The organism is Aminobacter aganoensis (assembly GCF_014206975.1).
GTDB classification, from domain to species: Bacteria; Pseudomonadota; Alphaproteobacteria; order Rhizobiales; family Rhizobiaceae; genus Aminobacter; species Aminobacter aganoensis.
The window spans coordinates 1-17,897 of sequence record NZ_JACHOU010000008.1 but is presented as its reverse complement, the minus strand read 5'-3'; the positions used below and the strand labels follow the sequence as shown (position 1 = coordinate 17,897).

The following is a 17,897-nucleotide window of genomic DNA, read 5'->3' as shown; positions in this document are numbered from 1 at the left end:
AGCCTCTGAAATAGAGAGAGGCCGGGCGCCAGGCGCCCAGCCTCCGATCAATCGTCAGTCCATCGTGTAGTACCAGAACCGCGTATACTCGTCGGCCGGCACGATGGCATGGACCTTGTCGGTCATGCCCCAGGTCAGGAACTGCTGGTGCAGCATGATCTTGCCGACCTCGTCGCGGTGCAGCTTCATGACTTCCGAGATCATCTCCTGGCGCTTTTCGGCATCGTATTCGGTGCCGATCTGCGGGATCAGTTCGTCGACCCGAGCGTTGGAATAGCCCTTCGGATTCCAGGCGCCGAGATCGCCGGTGGGCGTATGGAATGTCGCCGAGATGATGTTGTAGGCATCGAGCGTCGGCAGGCCGGCCCAGCCAAGCATGTAGAAGGAATACTTGCCAGCCGGCAGCTCGGTATCGAACTGCACGGGGGGGTGCATCGTCAGCTGCGCCTTGATGCCGACCTTGGCCAGCATGCCGACGGTTGCCTGGCAGATCTGCTCGTCATTGATGAATGAGCCGGCCGGGCAATCCATCGGCAAGGTGAAGCCGTCGGCGTAACCTGCCTCCTTGAGCAGCGCCTTCGAAGCCTCGATGTCATAAGGGAAGCGGACGTCGAGGCTGGCATCGTAGAACGGCAGTTCCGGCGCCATCATGATCGCCGAGGGACGGCTGTTGTCGCGCATGATCGAACGCTTGATGCCCTCGACGTCGATGGCCTGGTAGATCGCCTTGCGGACGCGCACGTCGGCGAGCGGATTGGAATCGAGGCCAGGCAGGGTCTTGGACAACTGGTCCATGCCGTAGAAGATGTTGCGCAGGTGCGGGGCGCGCATCACCTTCATGCCGGCGGTTGCCTCGATGCGCGCGACGTCCTGCGGCGGCGCGTTGCGGATGAAGTCGACCTCGCCCGAAAGCAGGGCTGCCACGCGCGTCGCATTGTTGGCGATCGGCGTGTAGACGATCTCGTCGATGTTGTGCTCGCGCTTGTCCCACCACTTTTCGTTGGCGGCAAAGACGGTCTTCACGTCGGGCTCGCGGCTGGCAACCTTGAACGGCCCGGTGCCGACGCCCTGGGTGATCATCGCGCCACCGGTGTTGGTCGACAGGTCGAGCGGCTTCTGGGCGCCGATCGATTCCTGGAACTCCTTGTCGAGGATGTACCATCCGGCAAAGTCGTTGAGCAGCAAGGCGTATTTGCGCTTCAGCGTCATGTCGACCGTGTGGTCGTCGACCTTGACCACCCCGGCGATGGGCTCGAGCAGGCCGGCGAAGGGCGAGCCGGGCGACCCGGCACGCTCGAAGGAGAAGATCACGTCGTCGGCGGTGAACGGGTTGCCGTTGTGGAATTCAACACCCTTGCGCAGATGGAAGCGCCATTTGGTGTCGGACAGGGTCTCCCAGCTTTCGGCAAGGGCCGGCTCGATCTTCAGTTCCTTGTTCCAGCGGACGAGGCCTTCGTAAACGTTGCCGATCAGGCTGAGCGTGAAATCCTCGCGCGCCGCGTGAGGGTCCATCGAGCTGATTTCCTGCGATTCAGCGAACCGCAGCGTCTTGGCGTCAGCCGCGTTGACGGCCAGGCCGGCGCACGAGGCGAGAAGTAGCAGTTTCAGGTAGTTTTTCATCGGCTGTTCCCACGCAGTTCTTGTTTGTTGGCTTTTTGTTTTCTCGTTCAGGCGTCGGCTGGCCGAGGACGCGGCGTCGAGCGTGCCGAAACGCGCGGCATCCATCGGGTGCTTGAGGTGGCTCAACAGTGCTGCGTGGCCGGCGTGACAAGATCGAAGCCGCGATCCTCTCATCCCCCGAGGGTCGGGGAATGCCCATTTTCGATCCGTTCTGATCTCGATCGCTTGTCACTGGAACCCAGCCTGTTGAGAGCCGACAGGAAGGATGATTTCACATTGAATACGCTTCGTCTACAGGCTTGTATGCGCAGATATGCATCAATTGTATACACAAATGCCCGGAAAACAGGCAGGCAGAACAATTGCCGTTTTGGCAGGCGCGAATTGCCTAACTCTCTGCACCTGCCGGCGATGCGGTTTCGGTCAGAGTTGGGTGCCGCCCTGGTGGATGAAGCAGGCAGCGGATGTGCCGCCGGCGTCCGCCAGGTGCGGAAGCTCCGACCGGCAGCGCGTGCCGGCCTTGGGGCAACGCGGGTTGAAGGCGCAGCCGTCGGGCCAGCTGCCAAGGCGCGGCATCGAGCCGTCGATCTGGGCAAGGCGCACTGCCTTGCTGTTGAGCGAGGGGATCGAGGCCATCAGCCCGGCCGTGTAGGGGTGGCTTGGACGGTGGATGACCTCGTCGACGGGCCCGATCTCGACGACGCGGCCGGCATACATCACAGCCACCCGGTCCGCGGTTTCGGCGATGACGCCCATGTCGTGGGTGACCAGCATGATCGCCGTGCCGCGCGTTGCCGCGAGCCGCTTCAGGAGCCCGATGATCTGGGCCTGAACCGAGACGTCCAGGGCGGTCGTGGGCTCGTCGGCGATGATCAGCTCCGGCTCGCCAGCCAGCGCCAAGGCGATGACGATGCGCTGGCGCATGCCGCCGGAAAACTGGTGCGGATACTGGTTGAAACGGTTCTCCGGATCGGCGATGCCGACTTCGCGCAAGAGTTGCAGCGCCTTCGCGCGTGCCGTCTCGGCATTGCCGGGATGGTGCGCGCGGATGGTTTCGGTAAGCTGGCGGCCGACGGTGAAGAGAGGGTCGAGGCTGGTCAGTGGATCCTGGAAGATCGCGCCGATGTGACGGCCGCGCAGCTTGCGCTGCTCGGCCTGCGGCAGGTCGTCGATGCGCTGACCGGAGAGATGAACGGTGCCGCCCACAATGCGGCCCGGCGGTTGCAGCAGTCCGATCAGGGCGCTTCCGGTCAGCGACTTGCCGGCGCCGGACTCGCCCACCACACCGAGGATTTCGCCCTTGCCGATGCTGAACGAGACGTCATCGACGGCAACGAGCGCGCGCTGGCGCAAGGGAAATTCGATGCGGAGATTGTGTACATCCAGTACGGGCAGGATCTGCGCCGCCGTTCCGGTCTCGACAACGTGAACAGGCATCATCGCACCGCTTTTGCTTGAGGGATTGTGCTGGCGGAAAAGGCGTGTTCCAAGCGAGCAACGTACAGGATAGAATACATCTCAGCCCTCCCTATGCCGCTTCACCAGGATCGTGACATGTTACGCGAGCCCCGCGCCTTGAAATCCGCAGTCCCGCCGAGCCCCGACAAGACCAGGAAGCGTGGCGGCCCGACCGACGAGCACATCCACGGCGAGATCTATTCGGCGATCATCAACCACCAGATCAGGCCGGCAACGGCATTGCAGGAGGACGCGCTGGCGACCGCCTTCGGCGTCAGCCGCACGATCATCCGCAAGGTGCTGCAGCGGCTGTCGCACGAAAAGCTCGTCGACCTGATCCCCAACAAGGGCGCCTTTGTTTCCAAGCCCTCGATCGAGGAGGCGCGGCAGGTGTTCGAGGCGCGGCGCGGGGTCGAATGCATCCTCACCGAAAAGCTCGCCTCGACGATCACCAGGGAAGACGTCGATCGGCTGACGGCCATGGTGAGCGCCGAGGCGGAGGCAGGCGAGCAAGACAGCAAGCAAAGGCGGCTGCAGCTCTCCGGGGATTTTCATCGTGAACTCGCCTCGCTTGCCGGAAACGAGGTGCTGCGCGACTTCGTCCACGAACTGGTGTCGCGGACGTCGCTGATCATCGCCTTGTATGAGTCGCCGGGCGCGGTGCCCTGTTCATATAGCGAGCACAAGGAAATCGTGGACGCGCTGAAGCGGCGGGACGGCAAGAAAGCTGCGCAGTACATGGACCACCACCTCCGTCATATCGAGGCTCAGATCGACCTTGCCGATCACCCCGTTCGCGTCGACTTCAAGACGCTGTTCAAGCCGGTCGGCTAACTCACCTTGCGTGCCGCCAGCCCGTCGGCAAGCCGCGTGTCGGGCGCATAGCCGGCGAGCTTGCCGCGATAGGTCTTGGGCAGCGGATAGGCGAGGTCGCCGCGCTTCGATGTCTTCAGGCCCATGCCGACGACCGCCTCGGCAAACTTGACCGCCGCGACGACGCCGTCGATCACGGGCACCTGCAACCTGTCCTCGAGGAATTTCGCCAGGTCGGCCATGCCGGCGCAGCCCAGGACAATGGCTTCCGAGCGGTCCTCGGCGAGCGCCCTTTCGCATTCGGCGAGGATGATCGCGCGGGCGTTCGATTCCGGTTTTTCGAGTTCGAGCACCGGCACATCGGTGGCGCGCACCCGGCGGCAATGGTTCTGCATGCCGTAGTTGCGCACGAGGTGCTCGGCGATGATGCGGGTGCGCTCGAGCGTCGTCACGACCGAAAAGCCGGTGGCGACGAAGGTCGCGGCATGCATCGCCGCCTCGGCGATGCCAAACACCGGCGCTCCGGTGAGTTCGCGCGCTGCAAGCAGACCCGGATCGCCGAAGCAGGCGACGACGTAGGCATCGGCGGCCGGTCCATCCATGATCTCGTCGACGAGGCCGATGATGCTCATCGCCTCATCGTAGTGACCCTCGATCGATGCGGCGCCGGATCGCGACGTCACCGCCAGGATCTCTGTCCCCGGTGCCGCCACCGCCCGCGCCGCATCGCCGATGAGATCGGTCATCGACTGGGTCGTGTTCGGATTGATGAGCTTGATCCTCATGCGATCCTCTGAGCCGGCGGGCACGTGGAAGCGCGGGCCAATCCCGCGTGCTTCAAAATTGTATACTATTAGATATTCGTATTGGATATAATTTGCTGTTGTCAACACGGCTTGTGACGAAATCCAGCGGCTGCTGCAGCGGGTGAGGCATAGCTTGGCGCGATTTGGCGGAACACGGGCGCTCGCGTCCCACGCAAGGCGGCAGATAAGTCCGAGCTTTTTATAGGTTTAGGGCTTTTGGAGAGGCCGGTTGGGATCTGGCCAAGATCGCGTGGCGTGGCCTCGAAGGAATTTTGTTTGGACGTGGTGTGGTTAGATAATTGTATACACCAAGCGGTTGCTCTAAGGCTGCTCTGCGCACGCGAAGGAATATTCCAAGCGTACAACGGCGGCGCGAATGTTGTTCGGAGCGGTCGTCGACGGGGCGCCGGTTCAAATCAAGGAACTTGGATCAAGTGGCGGAGAGGGAGGGATTCTTCGCCAGATACCCGCAAAAAACCACTTTCCCGCCAGTCGCCCGACCGGAAACGCATTCAGCGATACTTCGAACGATACATAGCACGATACTTTTGGCGTGAGAGCCCGGTCAGGCAAAGTTTCCCCACAGCTGCATTTTGCCTAAAGGGTACATAGGGGATGCAGCAACTGGCGCGTCTACACGGACGAACAGCTCGCGCCCTCATACAGGTGGCTCAGGCAAAACTTTGCCTACGCGCAAAGCGGACGTGACGGCAGAGACCCGTGGATGTCGGCTTTGCGCCCTGATTTCGGTCGTCGGACGAGACGGTGCGATACCCAAAAGCTGCCGCTCATTCGTCGTTGAGCGATCGACGCGACTGGCGGGATAACGACGTGGCAGCTGTTCGCCCGTGGGCACACGGGGCGGGATGCCGACCGTGCAGGTTACCAGCTCAGCGGCCAATCGCTTGAGCATTCCCATCTGCAGGCGTCGGTTGATTGTCGGTCTGCCTGGGCGTTTTTAGAGGTAGGGAATTAGGATGTCTGCAACCAAATTTCGTGCAAATCGACTGCCTTGCATCACGATTTAACTTGATCTATATTATAACCCCTGACGGGGCGGACTTGACGGTTAAGTTAAAATACTATGAGTTATTCGCTGGTGTCGGCATGGCTCGAATGGGTCTCGGCAGCGGCTGGCAGTGCCTCTTCGCCAACGACTGCGACGATTTCAAGCAGAAGTCCTATGCCGACAACTGGGCCGGAGAGCATTTCGACAAGCGCGACGTTGCGCTCGTGACAGCCGCCGATCTGGCGGGACAGGCCGACCTCGCCGGGGCTTTGTTCCGTTGCCAGGATCTGTCGCAGGTATGCACCAACCTTCCCGCAACGTTCCTCGTTGAAGAGATGGAGCGAGAACTCGGTAAGCCCGTCATTGACTCAATCGCGGTGACGTTCTGGAAGGGATGCATGCTTGCGGGGATTGATCCGACCATGAGCAATTGGGGTGCGCTCATGAGGGGCGAGTTAACCAGATAGAGGTCGTTGCGCGCCGCGCAAGCGTGCAATGCGCTTGGCTGCTGTTGGATCCAGCATGGAGCTCGGCGGCCTTTCAAAACTGCATGTGACGACGAATGAAGAAGCGAACATGCTCCGGCAAAACCCAAACCTGTCCCCATATGTCTGGCTGACCTGCTGCTCCATAGACGACAGTATCGAGATAAAGCACAGGTCCACCAGTTGGGGTTCCCAGATGCTCTGCAATCTCTGAATTAAGTATTTGTGGAACTATCTCTAAGTCGGCATAATTTAGCTCCAGCTCTGAATGCTGCAGCAATGCATCAAGGAGAGATCCCTTAAACTCGCTTCGAATCAAATCAAGATCTATTATTGTCGTTGGAAGCCAGTCTATTGTCCATGCAATTCGCGCTTCGTCAAGAATCTTAGAGCGTTGCACAAAATACACCGGATCGCCGACAGGAAGTCTCAGCTTTGTGCTTATTTCTGGCGTAACGATACTTTCGCCCCATTTCAGGTCCTCAGTTTCGAGAAGCTTGCCTGCTTCGCTGGCCGCTTTGTCCAGCGAAGCAAGCCTCTCGAGGTGGTGCACGATCTTTGACGAAACGGGGGGGCGCGGCAGTACGGTCGCGCCAACCCCGTTTCGAACGCTTACGAGTCCTCGATCGTGGAGGCTTTTGATGGCGGCTCTCAACGTTACCCTCGAGACGTCGTACTTCGCCGTCAATTCCTTCTCACTTGGCAGAAGCGATCCTGGCTTGACGTTGCCATTCGCGATGTAGTCATTAACAATCCGGTCGCAAACTTCGTTTGAAAGCGGACGCTTGCGTCTCGACAGGGTAACACGTTCCATATTTCGCCTCCTGTAGGCATCAAGTTTGGTTGGACCAAACCTGATGACCCATCATCTCCTAATACCTCAACGTATCGATCGCGCCACCTATGTATAGTTACCCGCTCACCAATGAGCCGGCGCTTTAGGCGAGTCTGCCAGACGCGCGAAAGCGCATTACACCACCGTCGGGAAATACATTGAAGCGCAAGTGAGTTACAGCTCCAATGTCCAGAATCTCCCGTTCAAATATATGCCGCTTGTGCATCTCTAGCTTCTGTTCGGGCAGCAATGTCCGCCAGAACATGCTTTGGGTAACTACCCCATTTACGTCGACGCCACTGAGGTCAGCGGCCAACACAGAGCACCTGTCCGGGTAGTTTCCGCGGAAATGTGCTGTATCCACCTCAATCTCCGAAACGCGCCCCCGGTGCCCTAATGCCACCACCACCCAGTCATTGCCCGGAGCGCGTCGCCGACGTGTCTCCCATCCGTCAATGGGAGAGTCACCGGATCCGGGCATAAGCAGATTATTGGGCGAACCGTAATGCTGGTCGCTGGCAGCGAGCGCGCGACCGCCAAACGCCAAAGCCGACAACTCATATATGGCGCTCTTGTTTGCCTCTTCCCAATCGACCGCCGCTTCGCCGTAGACCCGAAGCCTCGCTATGCCTCCGTCCGGATAAATGTTTAGGCGAATATGAGTGAAGATACCGGAATTTAGAGCAGGCAAGAAATGGTGTGCATTGCCGGAGAGTTCCGTGGAAGGCAATATTTCAGTCCACTTGGCATCGTCGGCTGGGACTTTCTGTTCTGAATTGCAGCCCTCTATTGAGGCCGCAGGAGGAAAATTCCCGGTAAAGTGGCTCGTGTCGATATCAAAGCCTTGAATAACTCCTGGTACACCGAGCTTTACGATACAAAAATCGTGACCTTCAGTTCGGCGTCGTCGCGTCTCCCAACCGTCCATATACAGTCCCGGCCGCGTATCGTCTTTCTTTCCAAAGATAAATACTGGGCTGATCGGGCTTAGCATTCTCTCTTTCGAAGCAAAAAATTCGTCGTTGGCAAAAACAGCCTCGGCGCCAAGCTGCGGATTCGCCAAATTAATGTACCTGCTTGCGAAGTCTGGCTGCGTGCATTTCGTCATTTTTGCATCTCCTGCGCTGGTTATTGCGTAGCGCCTTGACACTGTCGGCACTCTCCAGTAGGGTACACCCTGTTAGCTAGGTAGTAAAGACCTCTCGTTAGGTTGATAATACCAAGCAGCCAGGTCTCACGGACGCAAAACAAAGCGATTAGCTGCGACGGAGCCAGGGAGCAGTTGGAGGAAACAGTGCCCACATTGGCTGTCACAGGGGATGTCATCCCGCTTGACCACTTGCGACCGGATGCGCAAGCGCCGGAAGTCCAGGCGGTCCTGCGGCATCTTCATGACGCAGACCTGGTCATTGGGAACTTTGAGATGCCGCTCACTTGCGCGGAGACGCCGCTTCAAAAGTTATTGAATATTCGCGCAGACCCATCGATCGCATCTGACCTTGACGCCCTTGGACTCGACATTGTCACGGTCGCCAACAATCACACCGTCGACTATGGGTGTGAGGGTCTGAAGGACACGGTTGAAAATCTACGCGCCACGGGCCTGCAAGTCGTAGGGGCTGGGGAGACAGTAACCGAGGCTGTCACGCCAGCGGAGGCTTTTCTCCGCAGCAAGCGCGTTGGAGTACTGGCATTCTCTTGCCTTGTTCCGACCGGGATGGGCGCGGCAGAACGCAGGGCGGGGATATCCGGTCTGAAGATAGTGACCTCATACGAGATCGACCCGTACTATCAAATGGAGGAGCCAGGTGACCTGTCGGCAGTGCGGGTCCGAACGCGTGTCCATGACGACGACATGGAGTTTGCCAGCCGGTGTGTCCGCGATTGCCGCTCTCGCTTCGATTTCTTGATTGTGACGGTTCACTGGGGTTTCGGCTCCGGCGATGACTTGGCGGAGTACCAGCGGCCGTTGGCTCATGCGTTGATCGAGGCGGGCGCCGACATGATTCACGGTCACCACCCCCATACTATCCATCCGATAGAATTCTATCGGAATAAGCCAATTCTATACGGCCTAGGGACGTTGGTCGGCCAGCAGGTATTCATGGAAGCGGCCCCGACGATCAAAAAGCTCTGGAGCGAGATGTCGGCAGAGGGTTTTGTCGCGTTGCTGTGCCCCCACTCAAGTGCCGATCCCCAGGTGCAGCTTGTCCCTCACATCCTTAACGCAAGACGCCTGCCCGGGCTTGCGAAGGGCGCTGAGTTAGATCGCCTCCTCTCTCGCCTTAGGCGGCTATCCAGTCCGTTTGGAACCAAAATCGAAGTACGAAATGGCGAAATTATTGCCAGGAAGGAGAATCCGTAAGAATTCGAAATGGAATGAAAAAGGAACAAAACTGCTAACAAAAAAGGGGAATAGTAAATGTCTGACAAAATGTGGAGTTCTCTGTCGAGGCGAAACTTTGTGGCCCTAGGGATGGCTGGCCTGGCCGCTATCTCAATTGCACTGCCGCAACCTGCTTTTGCCCAGTCACCTGTAATCGCCGTCAGCTTCCCGAACTCGTCGCTTCAGGGTGCAGTTATTGCCACCTTGGAGGCGGCAAAGAAGAAGGGAGGAGAGCTTGGCTATCAGGTCGTTGTAGATGACCCTGGAACAGACCTGAAGAAGCAGATCAATACCCTCAACACGTGGATTGAGCAAAAAGTAGCGGTCATTGTCTGCGTTACACTCAATCCAGCGGTCTTTGAAAGTGTCGCCAAGAAAGCTCGCAGTGCCGGCATCAAGTGGATCACGTATGCGGAAAAGCTACAGAACCAGGACGCGACCGTAGGTTTCAGCCAATACGAGTCTGCTGCAGTTCTAGGCGAGTATGCTGGCAAGTGGATAAATTCCAACCTGGACGGCAAGGCCAATGTCGTAATTCTGGGCTATGAAGGAGCTTTCTGGGGCCGTTCTCGAGCGGATGGCATCGCGAAAGGCCTTACCAGTGTGGCGCCCGGTGCAACCATTGTTGCTCGCCAGGATGCCATCAGCGCAACCGAGGGCCTCGAAACGACCCGCAGTATCCTTCAAGCGCACCCTGAAGTTAACGTGATCCTCGGTATCGAAGATCCGGCAACAGAGGGTGCATACAAGGCCTGGATCGCAGCTGGGCGCGACAAGGCCGATCCAAAGGCGTTCATTGGCGGAATGGATGGCACCCCAGGTGCACTAAAATTGCTGCGAAGCGGTGACACCATTTATCGTGCTTCCATGGCTCTCCCCTTGATCGACCTGGGTGAGGCGATCGCAACGACGGCTGACAAGCTTGCGCATGGTGAAACCGTTGCCGAACGCATCATCGCGCTGGAGTTGGTCGAGGCTAAATCGCCACTGGCTGACAAGTACTTGAAACAGCAAGGCATCGAATAGAGTCTTCCTTACGATATCGACGCGATAAGGACAGGCGCCGAGCACGAGTGCCGCACTTGTTACATAGCAGCAACAAAAGGCGCGGTCCTTATCGCACGATACAAGGAAAATACTATAGAACAAGGTGGTTTCCGTGTCTGTTGTGATCAGCAATCTCAAGAAGGCCTATTCTGGTGTTCCTGTCCTCAAGGGGGTCGATCTTGAAATTGAGGATGGAGAAATCCATGCCTTTCTAGGCGCCAATGGCGCTGGAAAATCGACGTTAATCAAGTGTTTGTCCGGGGCCGAACAGCCGGATTCCGGCGCGATCGAAGTCGACGGAAAACCGTTTGCAGCAAGCGGACCTCGAGATGCAATGCGAGCAGGTATTTCCGTTGTTTACCAAGAGCTTTCGTTAGCTTCTGGCCTAAACGTGCTCGATAATGTCTTTCTTGGACAGGAATACAAGCGCGGTCCATTTGTTTGCAAAGCCCAAGAGGAACGAGAAGTACGAAAATGGTTTGCAGATTTGGGAGTAAGTATCGACCCTGAAGCTGATTTGCTTAAACTAAGCAACGCAGAACTACAGGTCATTGAGATCGTTAAGGCTCTTCGTACAAATCCAAAACTATTGATACTTGACGAGCCTACTGCATCACTCACTGAACGCGAGGCTGCGCAACTGTCAGCTCAGCTTCTCGCTCTCAAAAAGAAACGGCTGCCACTCTTGTATGTTACGCATCGGCTTGCAGAAGTTTTTGCCATTGCTGATCGAGTGTCTGTCCTTCGAGGCGGCAAGATTGTTCTTTCATCCAAGGTCTCTGATGTGACAGAGCAAGAGATCGTCAGCGCAATTGCGGGCCGCAGTGTGGGAACTACGCCCCCTGACTATGCCAGTCAGGAGAGCAGACGATCTCCCCTGGCTCAAGTTCGTGGATTGACTGCGCCAGGCATTGGACCGATCGACCTCGATGTCAATTCCTGCGAGATACTGGGTATTTTCGGCCTGGTTGGTTCCGGTCGGACTGAGCTGCTTGAAGCGTTGTTCGGCGCGCGAGCGCTGGCGGGCGGAACAATTACTCTGGGCGGTAAGCCGTTGAATTTGCGCCGACCGTCCGATGCAGTAAGGGCTGGCATAGCGCTTGTCCCAGAAGATCGGCTTAGGAAGAGCGTATTTCAGACGCTGACGGCAGGCGAGAACGTAGCGATGGCCAGCGCCGCCAAACTGGGCACTTTGGGCTTTCGGAGCAAATCTTCAGAGCAAAAGGCTTTTCACGACGTTTCACGAAAGCTGAACCTGCAGCCGCGGCGGTCTGAACTTGAGGCCAGGCGGTTCTCGGGTGGAAATCAGCAGAAACTTGTTCTGGGCAGGTGGCTCCAAGACGGCCAAGACTGCCGGATGCTGTTGCTCGATGAGCCGACCCAAGGCGTGGACGTTGGTGCCCGCGGCGACCTCTACAACGTCCTGTCGGAGAGCACGAAAACCGGCCTTGCAGTCGTGGTGACTTCGTCGGAGCCGGAAGAGTTGATGCAATTGGCCCATCGGGTCGTAGTGCTATCTCGAGGCCGCGTTGCCGGAGTTCTGCACGGGGCCGAGATCAATCAAGAGCGCCTGCTGCACTTGGCGCATGTGGGAGAATGAGATGACCAGGTCAACTACGTCCAGCACCGGCGCTGCAACAAACAATGAGCGCTCATCATCACTTTTGGATAAGATTAAGCGGCCGGAGGTTATAATAAACAATATCCTGGTGATCGCGCTTATCATTTTGATCGTCTATTTCTCCTCCAGGACGCCGACATTCCTTACCGTGTCGAATTTCGAGGTAATCCTCACAAACAATGCAGTCATCGGTGTTCTGGTGGCAGCAATGGCCTTGTTGGTGATCGCCGGGCACGTAGATTTGTCTGTCGGATCAAATATCGGGTTTGCCGGGACACTCGTTGCGCTAGCCAATGCGGAATGGGGTCTTTCACCTTGGGTGAGCATGTTGGTTGGTATCGGTGGCGGCGCGTTGGGTGGCGTCGTCAACGGGGTTCTCTGCGGTATTCTCCGCTTCAATCCCGTTATCGTTACCCTTGGCATGCTCGGCATTCTCCGTGGGACTACACTGCTCATCCAGCACAATGAAATTGCGGGCCTCGACGAGTTCTTTGTCGTTATGGGCAATGGCGAATTTCTTTATGTTCCGATTCAGCTGTGGATCGTAGGTATCTCTTTCATTGCTGCGGCCGTCTTCATTTCACTGACCACCTGGGGCCGCTACGTATACGCCATCGGGTCAAATCCGCGGGCTGCGTTCTTGGCAGCATTGCCGGTACGTGCACTGCCATTTGCACTCTATGTCGTTACCGGGGCAGCTGCCGGGTTGGCGGGCGTGATGTCGGCAGCACGGCTAGATGGCTCCGCACCAGGCGCACTTGGCTTGCAGATGGAACTTCAAGCGCTGACGATCGTGCTGCTGGGCGGCGTTGCATTTGCTGGCGGTCGCGGTCGAATTGGTGGTGTGGCGACGGCGTGGATCTTTCTCGGGGTTCTAGAGAATGGACTCACGCAGCTGAATGTGACGCCATTTGTACAACTCGTTGCTGCCGGACTCGCCCTTGTATTTGCCGCCAGCCTTGACTCATTGGGTTCGGTGCTTGGACCTCTTCTGGAGGGCCGCCGCCGAGTGAGCGAGCAGCGTGCTGCGGTTGCTATTGGTAGCGACCCCGGCAAACAGGATGATACCGCCACTGTCCGACATCTTTGAACACCTTCCAAGCTCGTTCAGGCCCCAGACCCACGACGCTCGATAAGTATCCGCCGCGCAACACGGCCAGATTTCGAAAGGAACTACAGTATGACCTACGCTCGCGACATGGTCGGATATGGAAACAACCCACCAAATGCCAATTGGCCGAAGGGCGCCAAGTTGGCGTTGCAGATTATTGTGGCCTTTGAAGAAGGTTCAGAAAACAGCGTGCTTCACGGTGACGCCCATTCCGAGAATTTTATCTCCGACATGATTGGCGCACCCCCGCTTTTTGGTGTCCGCAGCGTCAACATGGAATCGCTCTACGAGTACGGCACACGAGTCGGCTTTTGGCGCGTCTTTAACGAGCTAAACGCACGAGGGATTAGATCCACGGTCCTCGCCAACGGGCTTGCTCTTCAGCACTATCCGGAAGCGGGTAAGTTCATGCATTCAACGGGCCACGAGATCGCGAGTCACGGCTGGAAGTGGATCGACCACCAATGGATGGGAGAGGAAACGGAACGCGCCCACATGAAGCTGGCCATCGAGGCCATCACAGAGATTACCGGGGAGCGCCCCGTGGGCTGGTATACAGGGCGATGCAGTCAAAACACGTTGAAGCTGGTAGTCGAAGAGGGCGGGTTCCTCTACGACTCCGACACATATGCGGATGACCTTCCCTATTGGGTTACCGTGGATGGCAAGCAGCATTTGCGGATACCGTACACGCTGGAAGCAAATGACATGCGCTTCGTGTCGGCCGCGGGTTTCAACTCAGGCGATCAGTACTTCTCCTACCTTAAAGATACGTTTGACGTGCTTTATCGCGAGAGCGACAGAACACCACGTATGATGTCGACCGGTCTGCACCTGAGGATTGTTGGCCGCCCTGGCCGGTGGGCAGCGTTTCTGCGCTTCCTAGATTATGTGCAGAAGCACGAAGACGTGTGGATTTGTCGTAGAGACGAAATTGCGCGTCATTGGCACCAGCATCACGCCGAGTAGGCGGAGTACCCCTCAATACTTCCTAGATATGCCTAGAGCGCATTCTGTACTTATGCGTCAGCTCAGCTTGGAACGAAAAATATGCCGCAAATTGTAGACGTTGAACCGCTCACACGAGATCGGTTTCGCGAGTTTGGTGACGTAATCGAGATCGATGGCGATGCAAGCTACTCGATCAACGGTGGCATGGCGGATCGCTTCCACGATATGGCGAAAGTGGAGGCAAGTGGGCCAGAAGGGCGAGTTCTGATCTCGATGGTCCGGAGTCGTCACTGTGAGCTTCCGTTGGTTGTTTCAGCTGTCGAGAGGCATCCGTATGGAAGCCAGGCGTTCATCCCGACGAAGCTGGGATCGTTCCTGGTGGTTGTCTGTCTTGACCGGCAAGGCGTTCCACAGGCGCCCAGGGCATTCATTGCGCAACCGGGACAGGGCGTGAACTACCACAGCAACGTGTGGCATGGAGTGCTTTCTCCGCTAGTTAACGAGCAAGATTTTCTCGTCGTCGATCGCGGTGGACTAGGAAGTAATCTGGAAGAATACAATTTCGCCGAGCCCTATGTCATTGAGGGGAACGTTCGATGCTGAAGATAGAGACGTCAGAACATAAACCCCTTTTAATAAACATCATCCGTTCGCATCGCGACGATCAGGTGCGCATGCTGGCGGAACTGGTCAAGGTGCCGTCCGACAATCCGCCCGGAGACTGCGCAGCGCATGCCGATCGCGCTGCCCAATTGTATGAACGCCTTGGCTTCACCGTCGAGCGACACAAGGTGCCAGACGCGCTAGTTGCGAGCGTCGGCATGATCAGCGCCACCAACCTGATTGTGAGGCACACGTTCGGGCCCGGCCCGACCATCGCGCTCAATGCTCATGGTGATGTCGTGGCGCCTGGTGAAGGCTGGTCGGTCGATCCCTATGGCGCTGTGGCCAAGGACGGCTGGATGTACGGCCGTGGCGTGGCGACCTCGAAGTCGGATTTCGTCACCTATGCCTATGCACTGCTGGCGCTGCGCTCGCTGGGCGAAAAGCTGTCAGGCACGGTCGAGATCCACCTGACCTATGACGAAGAGGTCGGCGGCGACATCGGCCCGCTCTACCTGCTGCAACAGGGCTTGACCAAGCCGGATTATGCGATCTGCGCCGGCCTGTCCTATGGCGTCGTCACCGCCCACAATGGCTGCCTGCACCTCGACATCGATGTCCGCGGCAAGTCTGCCCATGCGGCGCGGCCCGAAACAGGCATCGACGCGCTCGAGGCCGCAACCCACATTCTCAGCCGGCTCTATTCGCTGCGCTCGGGCTTTTCCGAGCAGCGCTCGTCGGTCGAAGGCATCACGACGCCGTCGCTGGTGGTGGGGCTCATCTCAGGTGGCATCAACACCAATGTCGTCCCCGACAAGATCGTGATGCGCGTCGACCGCCGCATGATCCCGGAAGAGAACGGTCCGGAGGTGGCGCGCGACCTGATCGCGTTCATCGAGGCTACCGCTGGCGAAATGCCGGGCGTCGAATGCCATGTCCGCCAGCTGATGCTGGCCAATCCGCTGAAGCCGCTCGACGGGCAGGAGCGCTTGGCGGGTGCCTTGCAGAGACATGCGTCCGAGCTCATCGGCGAGGCAGTCCCGACGCACGGGGTGCCGCTCTACACCGACGCGCGACACTACAGCAATGCCGGTATCCCGACCGTGCTGTACGGCGCCGGTCCGCGAACGATGCTCGAGGCCAATGCGCATCGCGCCGACGAGAAGCTCAAAATCGATGACCTCGTGCTTGCGACAAACGTCGTGACACTGGCCCTTTACGACATGCTCACTGGCAACGCCTGAGGGTCCTCCAGTGACCGGTCATTCCGTTAGCGGCTCCAAGAGGGCCGGATGAGGTAACAATGCTCCGAGTTGAAAGCGTTCTTGGCAGCCGAAGCGATCCGGCAATGCATGAGGCCATTCATCATCTCGAACACCACCACGCCGTGGAGTTCGTGACGGTGGCGGCAAGTGATCTCGACCGCCGGCGGCTGATGGCGCGGACCGACAAGGGTGAGGAGGTGGCGATCACCTTGCCGCGCGACCAGAAGCTGCATGACGGGGCGGTGCTGGTGCTCGACCATCATCGCGCGGTGATCGTGCGCGCCGGAGAGCAGCGTTGGCTGAGGTTCACGCCGCGCTCGGCCAGCGACGCGCTCGAACTCGGCTATCACGCCGGCAACCTGCACTGGCGAGTGCGTTTCGACGGCGAGGACCTGCTTGTCGCACAGGACGGCCCTGCCTCGGCATACGCCGCGCGCATCGAGCAGCTTATCTCCGGCGGCCGCGTCGAGATGGCCGAGGAGGCCGAATGAGCATCCCATCGGCACAATTGCTCGTCGCCCTGCAACATGCCGACGGGCAGTTTCCCTCCGGCGGCTTTGCCTTTTCGCAAGGGTTGGAGGCGTCGTCCACGCTTGCCGGGAAACTGGGCGCCTTTGACTTTGCCGGCTTCGTAGATATCCAGATCCGCCATCGCTGGGCCGCCGCCGATCGCGTCGCGTTGGTGCGGGCTTTTCGACTCGCAGGGGACCTCGAGGCGCTGGCCGAACTCGACCGCGAGGTCGAGGCCTCGACTTTCGTCGAGGGGCTGCGATCTGGCTCGCGCCGCAACGGCATGGCGCTGCTGACGACACATGAGCGGATTGGGACGAGGGGCGCTGCCGCCTATCGCGCGATGGTCCGCAAGGGCGAAGCCTGCGGCCACCTGGCTGTTGTGCAAGGGCTGGCATGGCAGGCGCTGGAACTCGATGAGGCGAGTGCCGTTGCGATCGGCGGCTACCAGATGGTGGCGTCGCTGGCGACCGCCGCGGTGCGGCTTGGCGTGATCGGCGCCATCGACGCGCAGAAGGTTGTTGCGCGCGCTCTGCCTGCCATCGAGGCTGCGGCCCGCGTGCCTGTCGTCGACGACGAGCCGCTACGGTCGTTCACGCCGCTCTGCGAGATCGCGGTCGCCATGCACGGCGCTTCGGGCCAGCGCCTGTTTTCGAATTGAGGAGTACCCACGATGTTGCTGACACCGACCGAACTCGAGCGCCTGACGATCTACACGGCGGCCGAACTTGCGCGCAAGCGCCGGGCCAAGGGGCTCCTGCTCAACTATCCCGAAGCGGTGGCGATCATCACTGACGAGATCCTCGAAGGTGCCAGGGAAGGGCGCTCGGTGGCCGATATGATGTCGATCGGCTCGGCTATCCTGACCCAGGCCGACGTCATGCCCGGGATCGCGGCAATGCTGCCGATGCTGCAGGTCGAGGCGACGTTCCGTGACGGTACCAAGCTGGTCACCGTGCATGAGCCACTGCGCCCTGCGGCGGGTGCTGCGGCCGACGACGTCGAACCTGGGGCGATCGTCGCCGAGGATGGCGACATCGAGCTCAATGCCGGACGCCGCAAGCTGACGCTGAAGGTCGTCAACACTGGCGACCGTCCGGTGCAGATCGGCAGCCACTACCATTTCTTCGAGGTCAACAAGGCGCTCGATTTCGATCGAGCGGCCGCATTCGGCATGCGCCTCGACATCGCCGCCGGCACAGCCGTGCGCTTCGAGCCCGGGCAGGAGAAGGACGTGCCGCTCACCACCTTCGGCGGCCAGCAGCATATGTCCGGTCTCAATGGGTTGTCGAATGGCTCGGCCGACGATGCGGCGGTGAAGGCCGCTGCGCTTGAAAACGCCCGCGCCCGCGGCTTCCGCGGCGCCTGAGGGAGGAA

At 58.9% G+C, this 17,897-nt stretch carries 17 protein-coding genes; 12 read left to right on the top strand and 5 right to left on the bottom strand.

Annotation, left to right across the window (positions count from 1 at the left end):
* Positions 1–54: 54 nt before the first annotated feature.
* A complete protein-coding gene (locus GGR00_RS16200) occupies positions 55–1,620 on the bottom strand; it encodes an ABC transporter substrate-binding protein (RefSeq protein WP_055974837.1) in 1,566 nt (521 codons plus the stop codon).
* Between the two features lie 423 nt (positions 1,621–2,043).
* Positions 2,044–3,060, bottom strand: a complete 1,017-nt coding sequence (locus GGR00_RS16195) for an ABC transporter ATP-binding protein (RefSeq protein WP_246441410.1) — start codon at positions 3,058–3,060, stop codon at positions 2,044–2,046.
* A gap of 135 nt (positions 3,061–3,195) precedes the next feature.
* Here GGR00_RS16195 and GGR00_RS16190 point away from each other — a divergent pair, with 135 nt between their 5' ends.
* Positions 3,196–3,912, top strand: a complete 717-nt coding sequence (locus tag GGR00_RS16190) for a GntR family transcriptional regulator (RefSeq protein WP_055974836.1) — start codon at positions 3,196–3,198, stop codon at positions 3,910–3,912.
* Here GGR00_RS16190 and GGR00_RS16185 read toward each other — a convergent pair.
* Entirely contained in the window at positions 3,909–4,676 is a 768-nt protein-coding gene (locus GGR00_RS16185; protein ID WP_055974832.1) for an aspartate/glutamate racemase family protein, read from the bottom strand. The two genes, GGR00_RS16190 and GGR00_RS16185, sit on opposite strands and share 4 nt — an antisense overlap.
* A 1,017-nt stretch (positions 4,677–5,693) precedes the next feature.
* Here GGR00_RS16185 and GGR00_RS16180 point away from each other — a divergent pair.
* Positions 5,694–6,173, top strand: coding sequence for a DNA cytosine methyltransferase (locus tag GGR00_RS16180; RefSeq protein ID WP_343065569.1), 480 nt, complete (start codon positions 5,694–5,696; stop codon positions 6,171–6,173).
* A gap of 73 nt (positions 6,174–6,246) precedes the next feature.
* Here the strand turns inward: GGR00_RS16180 and GGR00_RS16175 are convergent, their stop codons facing one another.
* A complete protein-coding gene (locus tag GGR00_RS16175; protein ID WP_184700000.1) occupies positions 6,247–7,005 on the bottom strand; it encodes a GntR family transcriptional regulator in 759 nt (252 codons plus the stop codon).
* A 124-nt stretch (positions 7,006–7,129) separates the two neighbouring features.
* Positions 7,130–8,134 carry an allantoicase gene (gene alc, locus GGR00_RS16170; protein ID WP_184699999.1) on the bottom strand — a complete coding sequence of 335 codons (1,005 nt, stop codon included), beginning with the start codon at positions 8,132–8,134 and terminating at the stop codon, positions 7,130–7,132.
* Positions 8,135–8,320: 186 nt separating this feature from the next.
* Here alc and GGR00_RS16165 point away from each other — a divergent pair, with 186 nt between their 5' ends.
* From GGR00_RS16165 to GGR00_RS16120, 10 genes are all read left to right on the top strand, one after another.
* Positions 8,321–9,391 (top strand): CapA family protein, encoded by a 1,071-nt coding sequence (locus tag GGR00_RS16165; protein WP_184699998.1) that lies wholly within the window; start codon positions 8,321–8,323, stop codon positions 9,389–9,391.
* 57 nt (positions 9,392–9,448) lie between these two features.
* Entirely contained in the window at positions 9,449–10,438 is a 990-nt protein-coding gene (locus GGR00_RS16160; RefSeq protein WP_184699997.1) for a sugar ABC transporter substrate-binding protein, read from the top strand.
* A 133-nt stretch (positions 10,439–10,571) separates the two neighbouring features.
* A complete protein-coding gene (locus tag GGR00_RS16155; protein ID WP_184699996.1) occupies positions 10,572–12,059 on the top strand; it encodes an ATP-binding cassette domain-containing protein in 1,488 nt (495 codons plus the stop codon).
* A 1-nt stretch (position 12,060) separates the two neighbouring features.
* On the top strand, positions 12,061–13,170 hold the full coding sequence (locus GGR00_RS16150) for an ABC transporter permease (RefSeq protein WP_184699995.1): 1,110 nt from the start codon (positions 12,061–12,063) through the stop codon (positions 13,168–13,170).
* Positions 13,171–13,260: 90 nt separating this feature from the next.
* Positions 13,261–14,160 carry an allantoinase PuuE gene (gene puuE / locus GGR00_RS16145; RefSeq protein ID WP_184699994.1) on the top strand — a complete coding sequence of 300 codons (900 nt, stop codon included), beginning with the start codon at positions 13,261–13,263 and terminating at the stop codon, positions 14,158–14,160.
* An 81-nt stretch (positions 14,161–14,241) separates the two neighbouring features.
* On the top strand, positions 14,242–14,745 hold the full coding sequence (locus GGR00_RS16140; protein WP_184699993.1) for an ureidoglycolate lyase: 504 nt from the start codon (positions 14,242–14,244) through the stop codon (positions 14,743–14,745).
* Positions 14,739–15,989: an ArgE/DapE family deacylase gene (locus GGR00_RS16135; protein ID WP_184699992.1), complete on the top strand. Its 1,251-nt coding sequence runs from the start codon at positions 14,739–14,741 to the stop codon at positions 15,987–15,989. Before GGR00_RS16140 ends, GGR00_RS16135 begins: the two co-directional genes overlap by 7 nt.
* 59 nt (positions 15,990–16,048) lie before the next feature.
* Entirely contained in the window at positions 16,049–16,501 is a 453-nt protein-coding gene (gene ureE, locus GGR00_RS16130; RefSeq protein ID WP_184699991.1) for an urease accessory protein UreE, read from the top strand.
* Positions 16,498–17,181: an urease accessory protein UreF gene (locus GGR00_RS16125; RefSeq protein WP_184699990.1), complete on the top strand. Its 684-nt coding sequence runs from the start codon at positions 16,498–16,500 to the stop codon at positions 17,179–17,181. The genes ureE and GGR00_RS16125 overlap by 4 nt, the downstream gene beginning before the upstream one ends.
* 12 nt (positions 17,182–17,193) lie before the next feature.
* A complete protein-coding gene (locus tag GGR00_RS16120) occupies positions 17,194–17,889 on the top strand; it encodes an urease subunit beta (RefSeq protein ID WP_184699989.1) in 696 nt (231 codons plus the stop codon).
* Positions 17,890–17,897: the final 8 nt, after the last annotated feature.

Coding starts and splice junctions, on each gene's coding strand:
- GGR00_RS16200 (WP_055974837.1), bottom strand. CDS start 1,620: ATGAAAAACTACCTGAAACTGCTACTTCTCGCCTCGTGCGCCGGCCTG.
- GGR00_RS16195 (WP_246441410.1), bottom strand. CDS start 3,060: ATGATGCCTGTTCACGTTGTCGAGACCGGAACGGCGGCGCAGATCCTG.
- GGR00_RS16185 (WP_055974832.1), bottom strand. CDS start 4,676: ATGAGGATCAAGCTCATCAATCCGAACACGACCCAGTCGATGACCGAT.
- GGR00_RS16175 (WP_184700000.1), bottom strand. CDS start 7,005: ATGGAACGTGTTACCCTGTCGAGACGCAAGCGTCCGCTTTCAAACGAA.
- alc (WP_184699999.1), bottom strand. CDS start 8,134: ATGACGAAATGCACGCAGCCAGACTTCGCAAGCAGGTACATTAATTTG.
- GGR00_RS16160 (WP_184699997.1), top strand. CDS start 9,449: ATGTCTGACAAAATGTGGAGTTCTCTGTCGAGGCGAAACTTTGTGGCC.
- GGR00_RS16150 (WP_184699995.1), top strand. CDS start 12,061: ATGACCAGGTCAACTACGTCCAGCACCGGCGCTGCAACAAACAATGAG.
- puuE (WP_184699994.1), top strand. CDS start 13,261: ATGACCTACGCTCGCGACATGGTCGGATATGGAAACAACCCACCAAAT.
- GGR00_RS16140 (WP_184699993.1), top strand. CDS start 14,242: ATGCCGCAAATTGTAGACGTTGAACCGCTCACACGAGATCGGTTTCGC.
- GGR00_RS16135 (WP_184699992.1), top strand. CDS start 14,739: ATGCTGAAGATAGAGACGTCAGAACATAAACCCCTTTTAATAAACATC.
- ureE (WP_184699991.1), top strand. CDS start 16,049: ATGCTCCGAGTTGAAAGCGTTCTTGGCAGCCGAAGCGATCCGGCAATG.
- GGR00_RS16125 (WP_184699990.1), top strand. CDS start 16,498: ATGAGCATCCCATCGGCACAATTGCTCGTCGCCCTGCAACATGCCGAC.
- GGR00_RS16120 (WP_184699989.1), top strand. CDS start 17,194: ATGTTGCTGACACCGACCGAACTCGAGCGCCTGACGATCTACACGGCG.